The sequence below is a fragment of the Tenacibaculum sp. XPcli2-G genome (assembly GCF_024124505.1).
Classification (GTDB): domain Bacteria; phylum Bacteroidota; class Bacteroidia; order Flavobacteriales; family Flavobacteriaceae; genus Polaribacter; species Polaribacter mesophilus.
This window is the reverse complement of the sequence record NZ_JAMXSH010000003.1, coordinates 88853-109123: the sequence shown is the minus strand read 5'-3', so window position 1 is coordinate 109123 and position 20271 is coordinate 88853. Positions and strand designations below refer to the sequence as shown.

The following is a 20271-nucleotide window of genomic DNA, read 5'->3' as shown; positions in this document are numbered from 1 at the left end:
AGGGAGAAAACTAAATATCTCCCTTTATTTTAAATTTTGAACTGTAATGTTACATACCAATTTCTTGGAGACGATGGTATAATACCTGGTCCTGGGTATCCTGTTGCCCTACGTGTAAAGTATTTTTCATCTAATAGGTTGTTTACTCCTGTTTCTAGCTTCCATTTTTTATACGAATATGAAAAAGAAGCATCTACAATTGTATATGCTGGTATAGGACCTATTGTACCGTAACTAGGATGTGTGCTATCTACTGTTGCATGTGTAGCATCTGTTTGTTGCTCAGACAAATGCGTTAACTGTAAGCTACTTAAAAAGTTTTTATATCCAAACTTCACTCCTGTTTTTAAGTTTAGGTTCGGTATAAACTCTACTTGATTTCCTATTACTGATTTTTCTAATGAATCTGTATATTCTGATTGTGTTAACGCTAGGTTTACATAGGTATTTAGCACGTAGTTTGGTGACAATTTAAATGCATTTGCCAAACTAACATCTGTAAAACCTTCAAAACCATAAATAAAAGCGTCTCCTACATTAGTTCTTAACCTATCTCCTGCATCGGGTCCGCTACTTACCCAAAAAATTCCGATTCTCTTGTTATAAAACAATCCAAATCCGCTTAGATCGTAGGTTACTATGTTTTTAATTTTTCCTCTTATTCCAATATCTGCTGTGCCTCCTTCTTCATCATCTATGTTTTCATCTACTTTAAAAGTAGGACTTACCGTACGGATGTCATTAAAGGTTACTGAACGGTAGTTTTGAGAAGCATTTGCATAAATTTCTAACTTTGTTGATGGTTTATAACTTGCTCCAATACCAAATAAAGCAAAGCTTCTTTCTTTTGTTCTATCGTCTCTAAACGTATTAATTCCGTTAGGTAACGGCACTCCGTTTTGTAGATCTTCATTATTCCACAATACTGTTTTATAATCTCCGTTACTTCCTGTTTTTATGTATTCTAATCTAAATCCAGGAGTTATTGAAAATTTATCTGATAGTTTAAAAATATGTTCTCCAAATAATGCTACGTTCGTATTGGGAAATTTAAAATTAGATGAGGCATAGGCATCTACATCTGCAAATGTAAAGTTTGCATCTACACCATTAGATCCTGCTCCTTGTTCTTCTGAATTATTTGCTTTGTAATATTTTACACCTAGTAAATAAGTATTCTTTTGCCCTCTAAAATCATAGTTTGATAAAAAGCGAATTTCTGTTCCCCAGTTTTTATATTGTCCGTTAATTAAATCTCTCGTAGCATAATTTCCATCTGCGAAAGGCTCATCTACATACGTTATAGGACTTACATTACTTGATTTATAATTTCCTCTAAACCCTATGGCTTTTCTCGAAGCATTTAACCCAAATAAGTTAACACTTAGGCGTGTGTCTTCTGTAAAATTATGGTCTAGTTTTACCGTCCACAAATTCCAGTTTACACGAAACCAATTTCTTGATCTGTTACTTTGAAAAGGATCTTCATTAAACATTTTATCATTTAACCCTCCTGCTTGTTTAGCTAAATAATTTAAATATGTTGCTTCTACTGTTAAAGTTGTTTTTTCTGATAGTTTATGATCTACATGACCATAAATATTTATTGAATTAAATTCTGAATTTGGTCTAAAACCATCTCCTCGTTTATAATTTATGTAACCGTAATAACCTGTTTTATCAACTGTACCTCCAACACTGTTAAAAGAATTGAAAAGACCGAAAGATCCTGTAGATTGTCTTGTTATGAACTCAAATTCTTTACTCTTATTAGGTTCATTAAATTTAAAATTTAATAAGCCTCCAAATTGTGTTCCATATTGTAATGATGCAGCTCCTCTAACAATTTGTATTTCTTGTAAGGCTTCTGCTGGTGGTGTGTAATAACTTTCTGGATACCCTAATACATCTGCACTAATGTCGTAACCGTTTTGTCGTGTATTAAAGTTTGATGTTCTGTTAGGATCCAAGCCTCTACCTCCAATATTTAACTGTAATCCTGCATCATCATTTTCGTAAATATTGAGTCCAACTACTTGACTGTATATTTGGCGTGCGTTATTCGCTGCCTTGTTTCCTACTGTTTGGTCTAATAAAACTACCTCTGTTTTTTTTCCTTCGTAAATGGCAGTTCCTTCTACTGCTTTTAATCTTTTTAAACTAAACACTTTTCTTAGTCTTTGATTGATAATTACTTCTGATAATTCTTCATCTAACTTTAAAAGTGTTATGTTTTCTACAATATTTTTATTTGTAATAGTTAGTGCATGTTCTTTTATTTCGAAATTATAAGAAAAGAATACCAATGAATAGTTTCCTGATTGCAATGGTTTGGTTTTATAATTTCCTTGAGCATCTGATATTGCTAACTTTCCGCCTGAAGCATCAAAAACTTCAACATTATTAATAGGGTTCCCTATTTCATCAATTATTTTTCCTGAAATGGTATATTGTGCTACTACTGTTTGCACAGCTAAAAATAAGGTAAAAATGATGCTACAGGCCTTTAATTTTGATTTCATGATTAAATGGTATAATCCAATTTTTATGTTTAAAACTTTCTTTTTGTTGATATAAATCTACTTTTGGATCTATAAATTGTGTGCTAAGTCGACCGTTTAATGTTACATAACTATCTACATACACTTTAGGGTTTTTCATTCCTTTTTTCTTGTAGGTGTCTCCTAAAAAATGAGCAAATTCAAGTATAAAATCTGATTGAAAACTCATTTGTTTTTCTTGTAATGTTGTTAAATAATCGCTATTATCAATATATACTTGCTTTTTTGTTTCTTCATCAATTATTTTAAACTCTGCATAGCCTGCTTTTTCTGTTAACATGACACGCCAAGAAAAACGGTATCCTTCTTCAGTCCAAAATAATTCTCCAGGGTACAACAAATATCTAAAAGGAATAATTATTTGCAGTACAAAAAATAGTATTAAAAATTTTCTTGTTAATGTTAGTTTTTGAGTAGTTACTAAGGTTTTTCCTTGATCGAAATAATCCTTAGAAATTCTAAATATGGCTGCTATGGTATTTAGTATTTTATGATGTAGCTTTGGATTGAAAAATATAATGGTTGAGACAATCATTATATAAGGGAACATTCCTATTGAAAATAATATTCTTGTAAATACATGAAATATAATTACTGCAATAAACGCTATTGTGCGTGTTCGTTTATTTAATAATAAGAAAGGTATTGTTAAATCGTATATAGCTCCTGCCCAACTCATAGCAAAGTGAAACCATGTTTTAGCCATTAAAAAACCTACTAACGGTAAATTGTTTTGTACGGGTAACCATATATTTAATGGTGATGCTCTAAACAACCAATCAGAATTTAGTTTTGCTAATCCTGCATAAAAATATACAATACCTAATAGTAACTTTATAGCATCTATAGTCCAATTAGGTATTTTTTGATAGGCTATTTTCTCGTTTTGTTTTGCATCTACAGAAAAATAAGCATTTGCTGGTAAAAAAATTAGAATAAATGCTACTAAACTTACAAAGTAATAATGGTTTAAATAATAGCTTTTATCCATTAATTCTATGTAGGTAAAGCTTAAAAAAAAAGTAATTGCTGCTGCTCTATATTTATAACCTAACATTATAAATAGTGCAGCTATTGCACAAATTAAAAATAATAAATAAGTGTAGTTACCTAATGGTTTTATATACTCAAATCCGTAGTATGAAAAGAAAAAATTCGGCTTTATGTACTGTTCCTCTATCCATCCGTTTAGCCAAAAACGTAGTATGCTACAAAACATCATAAAACCAAAAAAAATACGAAATACTGCAAGTGGAGCAGCTTCCGTATTTTTTTTGAAATATTTTTGTAATGTATTAATCATTATCAGCGTCGCTCGAAGTATTTTTAATACTCATAGCACTCATCATATCTGGTTTAAAGTTCTTTAATACTGTTTGCATAGCCTCATAAGTATTTAAAAACACGTTTTTGTCATTTTGAATTTGATCTGTAAAATCATCTTTTAATAAACTTGCCTTATCTTCTAAATTTGTAAAGTTTGTGTTTATTAAATCTGCTAAATCTTTTCTTTTTAGAAATTCAAGATATTGCTGTAAACTTTTACCGTTATTTCCATTATAACCTATTCCTTTATAAAAGTTTTTTGTTGCTGTTAATGCGGTTATAAATAATTCTTTAGAAATGTCTTTTTTATAAAATCCTTCAACCAAGGTTACATCTGGTATACCTGTTCTTGCTCCTGATGGATTGGCTATTTTAGGGTCTCTTAATTGTTTTTCAAAAAAAGCTACAACATAAAAGTTTACTAATTTATCTACACTACTTGATATTGAATATCCATCATTTTCAATAAAAGTTTGCTTGTAACCTCCGTTCCAATCATCCTTAACTTCTTTAGATAAATTATAAACTCTGTTACTTACATCTTTTAAGTATTGTTTATACTTAGCTGCATTTTCTGCTGTTGTGTAAAAAGTTACAGTTTCCTCATCAGTCCCTTTCCCGTTAAGTAAATAGTCTAAAGCAGGAAAACCTTGTACACTTATTAAATTAGGTGATTCTAGGTTATAAGTCCCTGACTTAGCATAATCATCTAATTGAGTAGCGTTAGTTGGTATTGTGTTCATATAACCAACCATGTTTATCTCTTGAGCCTTACCTACTTGATATAAAGAAACTTTTTGCCAAGTTACGTAAGCATTTTTCCAAGCAGTTCTTGCTTCAACTAAATTAGCTGTGCTTGCTGTTGTTGTAAATTTATTTATTGCTTCGTTTAATAATTGTGTTTTCTCTACAAAATCATTGTATCCTGGAATAATCATTTGATCAGCCCAAAAAGTCAACATCTCTTTTCTATTAAAATCATCTGGGTTTGATGTACTAGGATTATCGCTACTACTTGAGCTACATGCAACGATTAAAGAAAGTACACATATGTATACGATTTTTTTCATTTTGTCTTAATTAATTTTTTATTAATCTAAATAAACACGCAAAAATAAAAAAAAATAGCCATGTAACTATACATGGCTATTTTAATTTATCTTAATTTAATGGTTTTAATCGTTTAAACTAACTACATCTTCTGTTGAGAATCCAAAATAGGTTCCTAATCTAGATGCAATTTGGTCTAATTGATCGTCTGTAATAGACCATAAACCATTATCAGCTTCTAACATTGCGATAGTTCCTGCTATTTGGTTTTTTTCAACTTGTTCTCCATTAATTTCAACAAACCTTAAAGATTGTAAAAAACCGTATGCTTCTGATAATGCATGTAAACTATTTGCATCTTTAGCTCCTTTTCCTTTTAATAGGTAATGTGCAGCCATAACCCCTATTACTTTAGATACTGATGCTCTAATAGTTTCAGCTTGCTTGCTTGCTAATTCATAATCATTAGCATCTACTGCTGCTCTTCCTAATTTGAATGCATTATAAACATCATCAAAAATTCCTTTAAACTTACTATCATTATCAACACTTTTAATATATGAGTTTAGGAAGCCTTTTCTGTCGTCTAAAGAATTAACTGGTTTTGCAGGATCTTCTTCTAAACCAAATAAATACCCATAAGCTTCATCCCAACCATGTTGTAAAGCTGTATAATTTTTGGTATCATCTCCTTTGTATGGTTTTCCTGCTTCATGATCTGCTTTATTATCATCAATAAATTTTTGAGAAACATACTTGTTTATCATTTGATCTGCAATCACAGAACCTATTAATGTTTTAGCTACTGCTTGATTATACTCAACTCCTTTAGCACTTACATGAACTGTTCTACTACCTGTAGTTAATTTTCCTGCTGTACCAGCAGCAGCATCTGTATTCCAATTAGCATATACCTCTGTTGCATGATCTTTAATCCATCCATCCATTTTTAGTCTTAACTCATCTGTTTCAACAGCATCTACGTTAGAGTTTGTAGCTGAAGCCACTGTACCTCTAAGTTTTTTTCCTGAAGTGTTTAATGATGCATCTTCAAACCCTGTACCATCTTTAAACATTTCTTCTAACTGAGCCTGAGTTTTAACGTTATCTCCAAGTGCATCCTTTAACTCTTTAGCCATTTTTAAACGTGCTACTTGTCCTGAAAAACTAACGTTAGATTTATTATCTTTTCCATTAAAAGCGTAGGTAGCTGGAGCTTCCACTGGTGGTTTTACATCATTATCGTCTGAACAAGATGTAAATACTAGAGCTGATATAGCTAACATTGAAAGAAATACTCTTTTCATTTTATTTAGATTAAGTTTTAATTAAATTTACTGGCAAATTTATGTAAGAAATTTATTTTACCAAATCTTATTAAGACTTATTTTAAATAATTTTTAACATATTTTACTTAGTCACACATGAAATAAAATTAATCTATTTATTTTTTTCAAAAAGGTTTACAACGGCTTTACGGATATCATAAGCCATTTCATCTTTTTTTGGTTTATAAATATGTATTACATCTTTACTTTTATTTGAAAGTATAGGTATATCAAGACCTCTTAATAAATAATCTGAAAAAGCAACTGTATAGGTTTTATCTTCTTGAAGTTTACCATTTTTAAACACCCATTCTCCTTTTTCTTTCTTAGCATTAAATCGTTGTAAGTAGGCACCTGTTCCTGAAGCAGCTTCTCCAAAGTCCAACACTTCTTTTAATAGACTTCCTTTGATTTCCACTTTTAAAACTTCACCTCCATAAGGCAAAACTCTGAAAATATCAACGGCATTTATATCTCCTGATAGTACATCATCTATCCTAACAGAACCTCCGTTTACTAATGCACAGTCAACTTCGTTATTGTATGCTAAACTCATAGACTCAGCTATAATCTTACCCATATTTGTTTGAACACTTCTAATAGTACTTTCTCTTGCATCAAGAGGTTCTTTAGCTGTATATATAACTTCATAAGGATTAGAAACTACTTCTTGAATTTTACTTTGTAAAACAACCTGCCATTTATCAACTACAGCTTTTACTTTTTTATTTGAAATTATCGAATCGTTAATCTCTTTTAACTCTGACTTAAATTGAGTTTTCTTAGTTGCTGGATCATATTCAAATCTATGAATATAGACCGTTTTAGCATTTGCATCTGCTTTGGTAATTACTACCTCTCCTACTTTATCGTAACTATTGGTATGCTCATGTCCACCCATTATTAAAGGCATATTAGGTAATATTTTTGCTATTTCTTTGTCTTGAGTTAGCGAAGCATGGGTTAACCCAATAACTATATCAACATTATCTTTAATCTCATTATATGCCTGCTTTATTTCTTCGTACATATCTCCATAATATACATAACTCTTAGGGTTGGAAGGTATACAAACACTTATAAAACCTACCTTTAATTTTGTACCATCTGGATTTACAAATTCTTTTATATAAAAATCTTTTAAACTATGTTTTTCTCCATCAATTATTTTATGAAAATACGAGTGTTTACCATCTATGTTATGCAAAACATTAGCAGAAATCCATTCAAATTTACTCTCGTTTAATCTCGCTTGTAAGTGTGTGTAACTTAAATCGAATTCATGATTACCAAAAGCAACTAAATCAAAATTCATAGCATTCATAACTTCTACCATTTGTTTTCCTCTTACTCGTTCTCCATTATACTTCATTGTTCCAAGCAAAGAAGGTGATAAAAAATCTCCTGCCAACACTAACATTGTTTGTTCATTTTCTTTAAGTAAGTCTTGGTGTACGGTTTCCACCCGTGCCATTCCGCCATATTTATCTCCTTGTATTGGCGCTATTTCATAAACATCATTTAACTGAAGTATTGTAAAGTACGTTTTATCGGCATCTTTTGTAAACTGATATTTGTTTGTAGAAGCATTAGCTGTTTTTTTATTTAAATTACAACTAACTATAAACAATAAGATTATGGGAAATACTATAAGAATTCTAACTTGTTTCATTTGATTTTACTTTGATAAAGAAATCAAATTTACAAATTTAGTGAAGATATTGACGTGTGTTTTGCCTAATCATTTTTCTGTATTCTACCAATTCAGGGAATTGATAAAAGAAATTTATTTTTTTATGTGCTATAGTTCTAGGCTTCTTTATTTTAGGCCTTAACACAAAAGCTGTCCAGCTTTCTACAATGTCTTCTTCTGGACTTTCTGCTGCATAGTCTGTAAGAAATTCTGTTCTGTTATTTAAATATAAATCATATAGTTTTTCTACACAATTTGCCTCTGTATAACAGTATTTTCGTTGAATAACATCCCAACGGTTTAAAAGGGCTCCTTTCCAAAAAATATTAACAAACCTGTTAATATAACTATCTTTATAAGCCTCTCCCTCATGAGTTAAATATAACTCTCCTTCTTCTTGCTTTCTTTTATTCGTTGGCCTTATTTGAGTTCTATTAAGTGTTAACAAATGTCCAAACTCATGAACTAAGGTATAAACAGACTCGTGTAATCTTCTTTTATCTTTAGTTTCAAAGTTTACATCTCTAATATCAATTTCTAATTGCCATTTATCATTTTTTGAACTCAAAGCTACTAAAGCACCTGTTTTTTCATCAACCCCATCTGTCATTAAAACAATACGCTTTATATATTTTTGAGTGAGCTCTTTTGGAAAAATTCTATTAAACTCACTCCAATAATAAGAAGCTAATTCATCACTTACAGAATGATTTTTAATTATTTTATTGCCTTTCACGTCCCATACTCCTATTCTTTCACTATCAACAGATTGAGAAAAAGCTGAAATAAAGAAAAAAAGAAAAACAATATTTAATTTCATCATTTTTTTAAAAAACTTCTAGGGCTTTATTATATGCACTTTCAAAACTCATTGGTTTTATATTAGTTATTACTTTATTTGATGTAAAGTAAGATAACAATTTCTCCGTAGGCATATTACCTGTTAAATCATCTTTAGCCATTGGACACCCCCCATACCCTTTAATAGCTCCATCAAAACGTCGACAACCTGCCTTAAATGCACTATCAACTTTTTCGTGCCACTTAATTGGTGTAGTATGTAAATGAGCTCCAAATTCTATTTGAGGGTAACTTGGTATTAGATTTGAGAATAAATAATCTATATCTTCAGGTGTTGAGCTTCCAATTGTATCTGACAAAGATAATATTTTAACACCAAACGACGAAAGTTTTTCGGTCCATTCTCCAACTATCTCAACACTCCAAGGATCTCCATACGGATTTCCAAATCCCATTGACAAATAAGCTACGACCTCTTTATTTGTTCGATTAGCAATGGCTAATACCTCTTTTAGGGTATCTATAGATTGATCAATTGTTTTGTGCGTGTTCCGCATTTGAAAGTTTTCTGATATTGAAAAAGGGTATCCTAAATAATCTATTTCTTCAAATTGTGAAGCATCATTTGCTCCTCGAACATTTGCTACAATTGCTAAAAGTTTACTTGTAGTAGTAGATAAATCTAACATCGATAAAACTTCAGCTGTATCTCTCATTTGCGGAATTGCCTTTGGTGATACAAAACTTCCAAAATCAATAGTGTCAAACCCTACTTTTAACAGTGAATTAATATACTTAGCCTTTGCCTCTGTAGGAATAAAATGACTTTTAATTCCTTGCATTGCGTCCCTTGGACATTCAATAATTTTAACACTATTCACCATTGTGTCAAATATACATATTTTGATTCATTTTTTCACTTGTCTTAATCTTCCGATCCCTAACAAAAAACAAAACACACAACACTTTAATTATCAACAAAATATCAATATAAAATTTAAAACTATAAAAAATATTTTACTTTTATTGATATAAACTGTCACAATTTTAAAGTTAAATTGTCTCTAGTGTAGAATGATTTTATTGGAGTCTCAACATACACATATTAACCAACTAATCGAACGCTGTAAAAAGAACGATAATGCTGCTCAGATGCAGGTTTATCAAAACTATTACAAAGCTATGTATAATACGTCATATCGTATCTTAAAAGACGAGTTTGAGGCAGAAGATTTAATCCAAGAAGCATTTTTAACTGCTTTCATGAAGTTAGATAGCTTTAAAGGTGAGGTTACTTTTGGTGCATGGTTAAAAAGAATTGTGATTAATAAAAGTTTAACCCAATTAAAGAAAGTTACTCGATATGATGAAGTACGAATGGATGTGATTCCTAGCTACGAAGTAGAAGATATTGAGATAGACTATAGTTCTTTAGAAGTTAAAAGAGTTATAAGCTGTTTGCAAAGTTTAAAGGATAATTACAGAATTGTATTGACCTTGAACCTTGTTGAAGGTTATGATTATGATGAAATCGCTCAGATATTAAATTACACCAATGAAAATGTGCGAACAACAGTATCTAGAGCAAAAAAGAAATTAAAACAAGTATTAGCAGCTAATACTAATAAAACACAAGTATATGGAGGATAAACTACATCAGTTTTTTAAAGAAAATGATTTTGATGTTTTCGAGCCTCATCAAGGACATTTAAATCGATTTCAACGAAAACTAGAATCGCCAAAACGAGCTAAAAGACCATCTTATTTTTGGATGAGCATAGCAGCTTCAATCGTATTATTTTTAGGATTTTATCTTGGTAGTTATCAACAAAAAAACACCTATGACTTAGCTGATATTTCGCCCAAAATGGCAGAGGCTCAAAACTTTTTTGTTACAACTATAAATCAAGAATTAAAGGAAGTTGAACAATATAGGAATTTAGAAACCGAAATAGTTATTGAAGATTCTTTAAATGAAATTGAAGAGCTAGAAGACCAATACAAAACGCTCGTAAAAGAACTATCTAAAAAAGATAACAAACATCAAATCATCAGAGAAATGATACAAAATTATCAACAACGATTAGATGTATTAGAAAAACTTCTTTTACGATTAGAATTACAACAAAACCCCGCAAAATTAGAAATATTAGAAGATGAAATTATATAAAATACTTTTCCTACTGTTATTCATTCCTACTCTTTTAGTAGCTAATGATAAAAATCACGAAAAAAGCAAAAACATACGTAAAACATTTTCGGTTAACAAAAACGCAACCTTATACATTAACAATAAATATGGTAATATAAATGTAGCTACTTGGAACGAAAACAGAATAGAAATTAATGTCAAAATAACCGTTAAGGGCAATGACTTATCTAACGTTGAACGTAAGTTAAAAGCAATTAATGTTCAATTTGAAGCTACACCTAGTTTAATAGAAGCCAGAACCATTATTGAAAAAACAAAATCAAGCTGGTCTTGGTGGGGTAATAATAACACCAACTACAAAATTAACTACTTTGTTAAAATGCCAATCACCAACAATGCTGATTTAAATAATAAATACGGAAACATTGAGCTAGATAAATTAGAAGGTAAGTCTAATATTAATTGTGATTATGGTAAAATACAAATTGATCAATTATTAAATGGAACTAATAACATTAATTTAGATTATTGTGGTACTTCTGAAATTAACTTTATGAAATCAGGAAACTTAAGTGTTGACTACTCTAAGTTAGCTATTATAAAATCAGAGAACTTAAAAGTAAGTGCCGATTATTCTACCATGAAAATAGGTACTGTAACCGATATTGATTTTAATAGTGATTATGGAAGTATTTCTATAGATGATGCCTCAAACGTTAATGGTAATTCTGATTATGCTAGCATAAAAATAGGTGCTATTAGAAAAAACTTAAAAATTAATACTGATTACGGTAGTGTTAGAGTTAGAAATATTAAAAAAGGCTTTGAAAGTATTGTTATTGATGGAAGTTATGCTGGAATTAAACTTGGCACGAATAGTAATAACAACTTTACTTTTACTGTTGATTTAGGTTATGCTGGATTTGGATATCCTGAAAACTATGTAAACATGTTTAAAAGCATTAATAAATCATCTAAAAAATACTACGAGGGAACTTTTGGTAAAGGAAATTCTAATTCTACCATTACCATAAAATCTAAATACGGAGGTGTTTCTTTAAAATTAAATGATTAACCAACTTACAAATTATATTACAATGAAGAAATTAGCAATCTTATTATTATCTCTTTTTTTTAGCTTTCAAACACAAGCACAAAGCTGGTGGAATTCAAAAAAAATTAAAGGAAACGGAAACGTTACTACAGAAATTAGAAAAATCGGTTCTTTTGACAAAGTAAACATTGGAGGCTCATTTGATGTTTATTTAATTAACGGAACCGAAGGTAAAGTAACCTTAGAAGGAGAAGAAAATATTTTAAAGTATATTGAAACTGAAGTTAAAAACGGAAAATTAAATATACACTTTAAAGAAAACACCAATATTAAAGCTACAAAAAAGCTAACAGTAACTATTCCTTTTGAAAAAATTGAAGCCGTAGCTTTAGGAGGATCAGGAAATATAATTGCAAAAAAACGTATTAAGGCTGATGTAATTTCTTTTGGTTTAGGAGGTTCCGGAAATATTATAGCCAGTGTAGACGCTAATACTGTTAAAACTTCTATTGGCGGTTCTGGAAACATTAAACTAAAAGGAAAAAGTGACTACTTAAAATGTTCTATTGGTGGGTCAGGAAATATAAAAGCATACGATTTAAAAACAAGTTCTTTAAAAGCTAGTATTGCTGGCTCTGGTGATGTATCAGTAACCGTTAACAATAAGATTAAAGCTACAATAGTAGGGTCTGGAAGTATATATTATAAAGGAAACCCTTCAGACATAGATAAGACTTCTTTAGGCTCTGGAAATGTTATTGATAGAAATTAAAGTATCTTACTATATAAAAAGTCCGCTGTAAGTTTACAGCGGAGTTTTTTATTCCTTTGAGTTTATTTTCTTACTGTAACGAAGCTAAACTAGCTTTGATCGTTTCAATTTTAGCTAAGGTATCTGACTCTTTTTTGCGCTCTAAAGCTATTACTTGCTCTGGTGCATTGCTTACAAATCGCTCGTTTGACAACTTCTTTTGAATTCCTGTTAAGAAACCTTCAGCTCTTTTTAACTCTGCATTTAGCTTAGTTATTTCTGCTTCTACATCGATTGTATCCAATGAAATTGGCACAAAATATTCATTTGATTTTACACGGAAAGATGCTGCGCCTTCTACCTTATCGGTAACATAATTTATATCTGAAGCATTTGTTAGCTTTTGAATTACTGCATCAAACTTTTTAGTAAAATTTTCATTATTCACCACTGATAGCTCGATAGCATCTTTAAACGAAATATTTTTATTTTTTCTAATTGTTCTAATTCCTGAAACAACCCCTGTAGCAAATTCAAAATTCGTTATCAATTCTTCATTTGTTTCTCCTACTGTTGGATATTTAGCTATAATTAATGCATCTTCAGGAGTTCTTTCTGTAATGTGTTGCCAAATTTCCTCTGTTAAGAAAGGCATAAATGGATGTAATACTTTTAAATTATTCTCTAATACTTCTATTACAGCTTTGTATGTTTTTGCATCGATTGGTTGTTGGTATCCTGGCTTTACAATTTCTAATAACCATGATGAAAAATCATCAGTAATTAACTTGTAAATTGCCATTAAAGCATCTGATAAACGATACTTACTAAAGTGATCTTCTATTTCTAACAACACTTTATTAAACTTAGCCTCATACCAAGCTAATCCTATTTTAGCCGTTTCTGGTTGCGCTAAACTTTCGTCTATTTCCCACCCTTTAATTAAACGGAAGGTATTCCAAATTTTATTAGCAAATCCTTTTCCTTGTTGGCATAAATCTTCATCAAATAATAAATCGTTTCCAGCCGCTGCACTTAATAATAACCCTACACGAACTCCGTCAGCTCCAAAATCTTCAATTAACTTTAAAGCATCTGGTGAGTTCCCTAAGGATTTACTCATTTTTCTACGTTGCTTATCACGTACTAACCCTGTTAGGTATACGTTTTCAAACGGACGTTCATCTTTGTATTCATACCCAGCAATAATCATACGTGCCACCCAGAAAAATAAAATATCTGGTCCAGTTACTAAATCATTGGTTGGATAGTAGTACTTTATTTCTTCATTTTCTGGATTACGAATTCCATCGAAAACCGACATTGGCCATAACCAAGAAGAGAACCAAGTATCTAGCGCATCTGGATCTTGTTTTAAATCTGACGCAGACAACGAAGAATTACCTGTTTTTTCTTGAGCTAATTTTACTGCATCTTCAATATTTTCAGCTACTACAAAATCTTCCTTTCCATCTCCAAAATAGAAAGCAGGAATTTGTTGTCCCCACCATAATTGACGAGAAATATTCCAATCACGGATGTTTTCCATCCAGTGGCGGTATGTATTTTCAAACTTTTTAGGGAATAACTTTACTTCTCTATCTTCTCCTAATACAGCTTCAATAGCTGGCTTTACCAACTCTTCCATTTTTAAGAACCATTGATCCGATAATCTTGGTTCAATTACCGCTTTCGTTCTTTCTGAAGTCCCAACTTTATTAGTATGAACTTCTGTTTTAATTAAGTAACCTTTCTCCTCTAATTCTTTAGATATTTCCTTTCTAACAACAAAACGGTCTTTTCCTTCATAATGTAATCCAAAAGAATTTAAGGTAGCGTCTTCATTAAAAATATCGATTACTTCTAAGTTATGCTTATCTCCTAAGGTTTTATCATTTTCGTCATGTGCAGGTGTTACTTTTAAACACCCTGTACCAAACTCAACATCTACATATTCGTCTTCAATAATTGGAATTTCTCTATTACATAAAGGAACAATTGCTTTTTTACCTTTTAAATGCGTAAAACGCTCATCGTTTGGGTTGATACAAATAGCTGTATCTCCTAGAATAGTTTCTGGACGTGTAGTTGCAATAGTTACTTTTTCATCAGAACCTACTATATCGTACTGTAAGTAATATAAATTACCTTGACGTTCTTCGTAGATAACTTCTTCGTCAGAAAGTGTAGTTTTTGCTTCTGGATCCCAATTCACCATACGATATCCACGGTAAATTAAGCCTTTATTATATAGGTCCACAAATACCTTAATTACTGATTCTGACAATGCAGGATCCATGGTAAATGCAGTACGTTCCCAATCACAAGAAGCTCCTAACTTTTTTAATTGATCTAAAATAATCCCTCCATACTCATTTTTCCATTCCCAAGCATGTGCTAAAAATTCTTCACGAGTTAAATCATTTTTATCAATACCTTGTTCTTTTAATTTCGCTACTACTTTTGCTTCAGTAGCAATTGAGGCGTGGTCAGTACCTGGAACCCAACACGCATTTTTTCCTTGTAAACGAGCACGACGAATTAACACATCTTGAATTGTATTGTTTAACATATGCCCCATATGTAATACTCCTGTAACGTTTGGTGGCGGTATAACAATTGTATAGGGTTCGCGTTCATCTACTTCTGAATGAAAGTAATTGTGTTTCATCCAGTAATCGTACCATTTTCCTTCTACTTCTTTGGAATTATATTTTGATGGAATATTCATATGTTATGTGTATCTTTATGGTTAATAATTTAACATTTTTTAACCTTTGGCATTGTTTTTGAAATTCGATTAGCAAAAATACAACTATCTATGAGGTACAGAAAATTAGAGGTTGTTTTTTTAGAACTTAAAGAAATAATACTAAATTTGTAGCGGTTAATACCCTAAAAAATTAATTTTTAACATTATGAGAACAATTTTATCATTTATCGCTGTTTGCTTTATTACCTTAACAGTAAGCGCTCAAGAATTTAAATTTGAAACTGAAACTATTGACTATGGAAAAATAGCTTATGGGTCTGAAGGAAAACGCGTATTTGAATTTACAAACGTAGGTGAAGCTCCTATTATAATTAAGGATATCGTATCTCCTTGTGGATGTACAGTACCTACTAAACCTGAAGAACCAATTATGCCTGGTAAAAAAGGACAAATTGAAGTTTCTTACGATACAAAAAGATTAGGTGGTTTTTCTAAAACTTTAACTGTTATTTCAAATGCTAAAAACAAAAGAAAAAGAGTTAAAATTAAAGGATTCATTGTAAAGGATGCAACTCCTGCCAAAGAGAAAAGTACGGTAAGCGATAGCTAAAAACTTATTATACATAAAAAAAGCTCAACAAATGTTGAGCTTTTTTTATATTCTTTGTTCTAGCTTAAACATAAACCTTAGCCTAACACCTGCTCTTTCTGCTTCTATCTTTATTTTCTTACCTGGTTTTGTATGAAACATATCTATAATCTCATTTAAATGATATTCATGTGCCGCCTTTCCATTAATTCTCTTTATTACATCTCCAATTTGAAGACCTGCTTTAAAAGCTGGTGAATTTTCTACTACTTTATCTATTTTATACTTAGGCTTAAAACGATAAAAATATGTACTTACTAAAGAAATTACATTACTTTTTTGTGTTTGATTATTTGAACCATAAGCATCTTCAAACTTAGTCGCTCCTTTTTCTTTTATTAACTCTTGCCCATCATATATTATATGTAGACCACTCATATTATAATAAAAGCCTCTATTTAATGAAGCGTTCTTTTTCAGTATTACTCTTTTATTCGGGTAATCAAGCCATACCTTAAAACGTTTTAAAATTCCTCCGCCAATACTACCATTCCTTTCTTTAAATTGTCTGGCATTAAAGGTTGATGAAGAATCTAAAAAAGATACTGTTGGTTCACTTATTTTAAACTTTCCTATAGAAATTTTCTGAAGCCTACTTCTATTTCCATAGATAGTACCACTAAACCCCTCTCCTATTATATCTTTAAAAAACTTCTTAGGTGTTTTCAACTCTTTTTTTGTTCCCTCAAACAACCAAACTGCGTCACTACCTCCTGTATCAATTAATAATTTTACTGGTAACATTGTTGTTTTCAAAGTATCAACTTGCACATTTACATCTATGTAAGGTTTATTTCTATAAAATTGTAAAGGAAAACTTTCACATCTATTACATACATTCAGTTTATAAGTTTTAGGGTTGTAAAAATCAATCCTCTTGCTAGCATAATTAATTTTGACTATAACATCTTTTAATAAATCATACCCTATAATACCGTGAATGGTTGTTCCCATTTTAGCAGAAATATCAAAAGCATCTTTCAAAATAACATATAACCCTTGATTAGAACTAGCTATGTTTTTAATTCTAAAATTATTACCTCTAGAAAATAATGCTTCTACTGGAGCTCCACTCCCTAACCCCCTTATAAACACTTTTTTTACATTATTTAAACCAATACTATCTTTAGAAGTTAGATTAAATAAAATTGTCTTATTTACCCCTGTATCCAAAATAAATGATAGTTTGTGTCCATTAATTTCCAATGGAATAACGACTAAATTGTTAATTAACTGAAACTTTATCGATTGTTTATCAATCTCTTTACCTAAAAACTGAAAGTTTTGTTGAGTAAAAGCTGAAGTACTTAAAAAAAGTATAAAAAAGTATAGTAATAATCTATTCAAAAGAACTTATTTTATAGTTATATACTTAAATATACAACCTTCATTTTAGAAATTCTGGTTTTTATGATTTTTTTAACCGATTTTTTCATCGTAAACATTCTAATACTCTCAAATATATTTTGCAAATTTGCCTTTCAAACAACTAATTTAATTTAAAAATGCCATCAATTTCTAGTAAAGGATACGCAATGCCTCAATCACCAATTCGTAAATTGGTTCCTTTTGCTGAGGCTGCTAAAAAAAATGGAACAAAAGTTTATCATTTAAATATTGGTCAACCTGATATTAAAACACCACAAGTTGCTTTAGACGCAGTAAAAAACAATAGTATTGAAGTATTATCATATGCTAGATCTGAAGGTTCAGAAGAATACAGGACTAAGCTTGCTAATTACTATGCTAAAAATGACATTCATGTAACGGCTAATAATATCATAGCTACTACAGGAGGTTCAGAGGCTTTATTATTTACTATTGGTAGTATTACCGATCCAGGAGATGAAATTATTATACCTGAACCTTTTTATGCTAACTATAATGGTTTCTCTACAGCTTCAGGTGTAAAAGTAGTTCCTGTTATTTCTAAAATTGAAAATAACTTTGCTTTACCTGCTATTGAAGATTTTGAGAAGTTAATTACTCCAAAAACTAAAGCAATTTTAATTTGTAACCCTGGGAATCCAACTGGATATTTATACAGCAAAGAAGAAATTGAAAAGCTAAAACAAATTGTGTTAAAACATGATTTATTTTTAATTGCTGATGAAGTATATCGTGAGTTTACCTATGATGGTGAAAAGCATAACTCGGTAATGGCTTTAGAAGGATTAGAACAAAATGCTATTATGATTGATTCTGTATCGAAACGTTACAGTATGTGTGGTGCAAGAATTGGTTGTATTGTTTCTAAAAATGAAGAATTTATTGGAACAGCTATTAAATTTGCTCAAGCACGTCTAAGCCCACCAACCTATGCCTTAATTGCCAGTGAAGCTGCTTTAGATACTCCTCAAAGTTATTTTGATGAAGTTATTGAAGAGTATGAGGATCGTAGAAATACCTTGATTTCTGAGTTGCAAAAAATTGAAGGAGTAAAAGTTGCCAATCCTAAAGGTGCTTTTTACTGTGTTGCTGAATTACCAGTAAAAGATACAGATGACTTTGCTCAATGGATTTTAGAAAAATTCAGCGATAATAATGAAACGGTAATGGTAGCTCCTGCAAGTGGATTCTATTCTACCGAAGGTGAAGGAAAAAATCAGGTGCGTATTGCCTATGTTTTAAACAAAGCCGATTTAAAACGTTCAGTTGAGATATTAAAAATCGCCTTAGAAAAATATAATAGTTAATTGAATATTCAAGAAAACATATCTTTAAAAGAGTACAACACGTTTGGTATTGATGTAAATGCCAAACGTTTTGTTTCTATTACTTCTGTATACCAACTACAACAGCTTTTAAAAGAAGAAAAAAATCTTTTTTTAATTTCTGGTGGTAGTAACATGTTACTTACCAAAGATATTGAAAACCTAGTTGTACATATTGATATTAAAGGAATTTCTATTGATAGAGAAAACCCTAACAATATTCACCTAACAGTAAATGCTGGTGAAAACTGGCATGAATTTGTGTTGTGGTGCGTTTCTCAAAACTATGGTGGACTGGAAAACTTATCTCTAATCCCTGGAAATGTAGGTACTTGTCCTATCCAAAACATTGGAGCCTATGGAGTTGAAGTAAAAGATACTATCACAAAAGTAGAAGCTGTTGAAATAAAAACAGGAAAATTAGTTTCTTTTTCTGCGGAAGAATGTCAGTTTGGATACCGTAATTCCATCTTTAAAAAAGAAGCCAAAGGTAAATATGTGTTAACTTCAGTAAGTTTTCAACTCACTAAAAACAATCACAAACTTAATACTTCCTACGGAGCTATTGAGTCTGAGTTAGCTTCAAAAGATATTACAAATCCAACTATAAAAGATATTTCTGATGCTGTAATCGCCATACGTCAATCAAAATTACCCGATCCAAAAGAAATAGGAAACAGTGGTAGTTTCTTTAAAAATCCAGTAATTTCAAGAGAACATTTTGAAAAACTTCAGAAAAAGTATCCTAATACTCCTAGTTATGTTATTTCTGATACTGAAATTAAAGTACCAGCTGGTTGGTTAATTGAACAAAGTGGATTTAAAGGAAAGCGTTTTGGCGACTATGGAGTCCACGAAAAGCAAGCCTTAGTCTTAGTAAATTACGGAAATGCAAAGGGAAATGAAATTTATGAATTAGCACAAAATATTCAACACACTATCAAAGAAAAGTTTAATATTAACCTAGAAATAGAGGTAAACATTATTTTATAAAATTACAATTAATTCTAACATTTTAGCCATACTTCAATTTCATTAGTATAAATTTATTTAATTTCATACAAAAAAATATGAAGTTCGTATCTTTGCAGTACAAAACAATACATCATGAAATTAATTTTTGTTACCATAGGATTATTAGCGTTAGCATTTGCTGGAATTGCCATTAAAATTTGGGCAAAAAAAGACGGAGAGTTTGCTGGTACTTGTGCTAGCCAAAACCCGATGTTAAATGAGAGTGGTGAAGCTTGTGGATTTTGTGGTAAAACTCCAGACCAGTTTGATACTTGTAGTGAACCTCAACATAATAATTAAACAAGTACCAATTAACTAATCTTTTTTAGAATTTATCACTTTACCCTTCTCTCTTACAGCAGCTACTATTTTGCAAAAGAAAGTAAAAAAATCTATGTTTAGATGTTATATCGTTCAAGATATTACTCTTCCATAACTAGAGTTACTTAGTTTTTTATAGCTGGT

The 20271-nt window shown here is 30.6% G+C and carries 17 protein-coding genes; 8 read left to right on the top strand and 9 right to left on the bottom strand.

The annotated features are described in order from the left end of the window. Window positions 1-29 precede the first annotated feature (29 nt). The 7 genes from NH341_RS08290 to NH341_RS08260 form a co-directional block, all read right to left on the bottom strand. Window positions 30-2522: a TonB-dependent receptor domain-containing protein gene (locus NH341_RS08290; RefSeq protein ID WP_253056396.1), complete on the bottom strand. Its 2493-nt coding sequence runs from the start codon at window positions 2520-2522 to the stop codon at window positions 30-32. Beyond that, entirely contained in the window at window positions 2497-3864 is a 1368-nt protein-coding gene (locus NH341_RS08285) for an HTTM domain-containing protein (protein ID WP_253056394.1), read from the bottom strand. Before NH341_RS08285 ends, NH341_RS08290 begins: the two co-directional genes overlap by 26 nt. Beyond that, a complete protein-coding gene (locus tag NH341_RS08280) occupies window positions 3857-4957 on the bottom strand; it encodes an imelysin family protein (RefSeq protein ID WP_159611595.1) in 1101 nt (366 codons plus the stop codon). Before NH341_RS08280 ends, NH341_RS08285 begins: the two co-directional genes overlap by 8 nt. Window positions 4958-5062: 105 nt before the next feature. Then, the gene (locus NH341_RS08275; RefSeq protein ID WP_253056392.1) at window positions 5063-6244 is read right to left on the bottom strand and encodes a DUF4856 domain-containing protein; all 1182 of its coding nucleotides are present in this window, start codon (window positions 6242-6244) and stop codon (window positions 5063-5065) included. A gap of 133 nt (window positions 6245-6377) precedes the next feature. Next, complete coding sequence (locus NH341_RS08270; RefSeq protein WP_253056390.1) at window positions 6378-7937, bottom strand: bifunctional UDP-sugar hydrolase/5'-nucleotidase; 1560 nt, start codon at window positions 7935-7937, stop codon at window positions 6378-6380. A 37-nt stretch (window positions 7938-7974) separates the two neighbouring features. Then, window positions 7975-8781, bottom strand: a complete 807-nt coding sequence (locus tag NH341_RS08265) for a hypothetical protein (RefSeq protein WP_047789503.1) — start codon at window positions 8779-8781, stop codon at window positions 7975-7977. A gap of 4 nt (window positions 8782-8785) precedes the next feature. Continuing rightward, entirely contained in the window at window positions 8786-9643 is an 858-nt protein-coding gene (locus tag NH341_RS08260; protein WP_047789502.1) for a hydroxymethylglutaryl-CoA lyase, read from the bottom strand. 199 nt (window positions 9644-9842) lie between these two features. Here NH341_RS08260 and NH341_RS08255 point away from each other — a divergent pair, with 199 nt between their 5' ends. Genes NH341_RS08255 through NH341_RS08240 form a run of 4 tightly spaced genes read left to right on the top strand, consistent with a single transcriptional unit; the run spans window position 9843 to window position 12737 of the window. Beyond that, on the top strand, window positions 9843-10409 hold the full coding sequence (locus tag NH341_RS08255; protein ID WP_231128417.1) for an RNA polymerase sigma factor: 567 nt from the start codon (window positions 9843-9845) through the stop codon (window positions 10407-10409). Beyond that, window positions 10399-10929, top strand: a complete 531-nt coding sequence (locus tag NH341_RS08250) for a hypothetical protein (protein ID WP_239180496.1) — start codon at window positions 10399-10401, stop codon at window positions 10927-10929. Before NH341_RS08255 ends, NH341_RS08250 begins: the two co-directional genes overlap by 11 nt. Beyond that, window positions 10916-11986, top strand: coding sequence for a hypothetical protein (locus NH341_RS08245; protein ID WP_253056388.1), 1071 nt, complete (start codon window positions 10916-10918; stop codon window positions 11984-11986). Before NH341_RS08250 ends, NH341_RS08245 begins: the two co-directional genes overlap by 14 nt. Window positions 11987-12008: 22 nt before the next feature. Beyond that, window positions 12009-12737: a head GIN domain-containing protein gene (locus NH341_RS08240; RefSeq protein WP_253056386.1), complete on the top strand. Its 729-nt coding sequence runs from the start codon at window positions 12009-12011 to the stop codon at window positions 12735-12737. 70 nt (window positions 12738-12807) lie between these two features. On the opposite strand, the gene NH341_RS08235 is transcribed toward NH341_RS08240, so the two are convergent. Continuing rightward, window positions 12808-15447: a valine--tRNA ligase gene (locus tag NH341_RS08235; protein ID WP_253056384.1), complete on the bottom strand. Its 2640-nt coding sequence runs from the start codon at window positions 15445-15447 to the stop codon at window positions 12808-12810. A 187-nt stretch (window positions 15448-15634) separates the two neighbouring features. Between NH341_RS08235 and NH341_RS08230 the strand changes: the two genes are divergently transcribed. Then, the gene (locus tag NH341_RS08230; RefSeq protein ID WP_047789497.1) at window positions 15635-16039 is read left to right on the top strand and encodes a DUF1573 domain-containing protein; all 405 of its coding nucleotides are present in this window, start codon (window positions 15635-15637) and stop codon (window positions 16037-16039) included. Between the two features lie 45 nt (window positions 16040-16084). On the opposite strand, the gene NH341_RS08225 is transcribed toward NH341_RS08230, so the two are convergent. Next, window positions 16085-17425, bottom strand: a complete 1341-nt coding sequence (locus NH341_RS08225; protein ID WP_047789496.1) for an aspartyl protease family protein — start codon at window positions 17423-17425, stop codon at window positions 16085-16087. 158 nt (window positions 17426-17583) lie between these two features. On the opposite strand from NH341_RS08225, the gene NH341_RS08220 reads away from it, so the two are divergent. The 3 genes from NH341_RS08220 to NH341_RS08210 all read left to right on the top strand — a co-directional run bounded on the left by NH341_RS08220 (window position 17584) and on the right by NH341_RS08210 (window position 20106). Further along, window positions 17584-18774, top strand: a complete 1191-nt coding sequence (locus NH341_RS08220) for a pyridoxal phosphate-dependent aminotransferase (protein ID WP_253056382.1) — start codon at window positions 17584-17586, stop codon at window positions 18772-18774. Continuing rightward, window positions 18775-19785 (top strand): UDP-N-acetylmuramate dehydrogenase, encoded by a 1011-nt coding sequence (murB, locus tag NH341_RS08215; RefSeq protein ID WP_253056380.1) that lies wholly within the window; start codon window positions 18775-18777, stop codon window positions 19783-19785. Window positions 19786-19899: 114 nt separating this feature from the next. Next, complete coding sequence (locus NH341_RS08210; RefSeq protein WP_047789493.1) at window positions 19900-20106, top strand: hypothetical protein; 207 nt, start codon at window positions 19900-19902, stop codon at window positions 20104-20106. The last annotated feature ends 165 nt before the right edge of the window (window positions 20107-20271 follow it).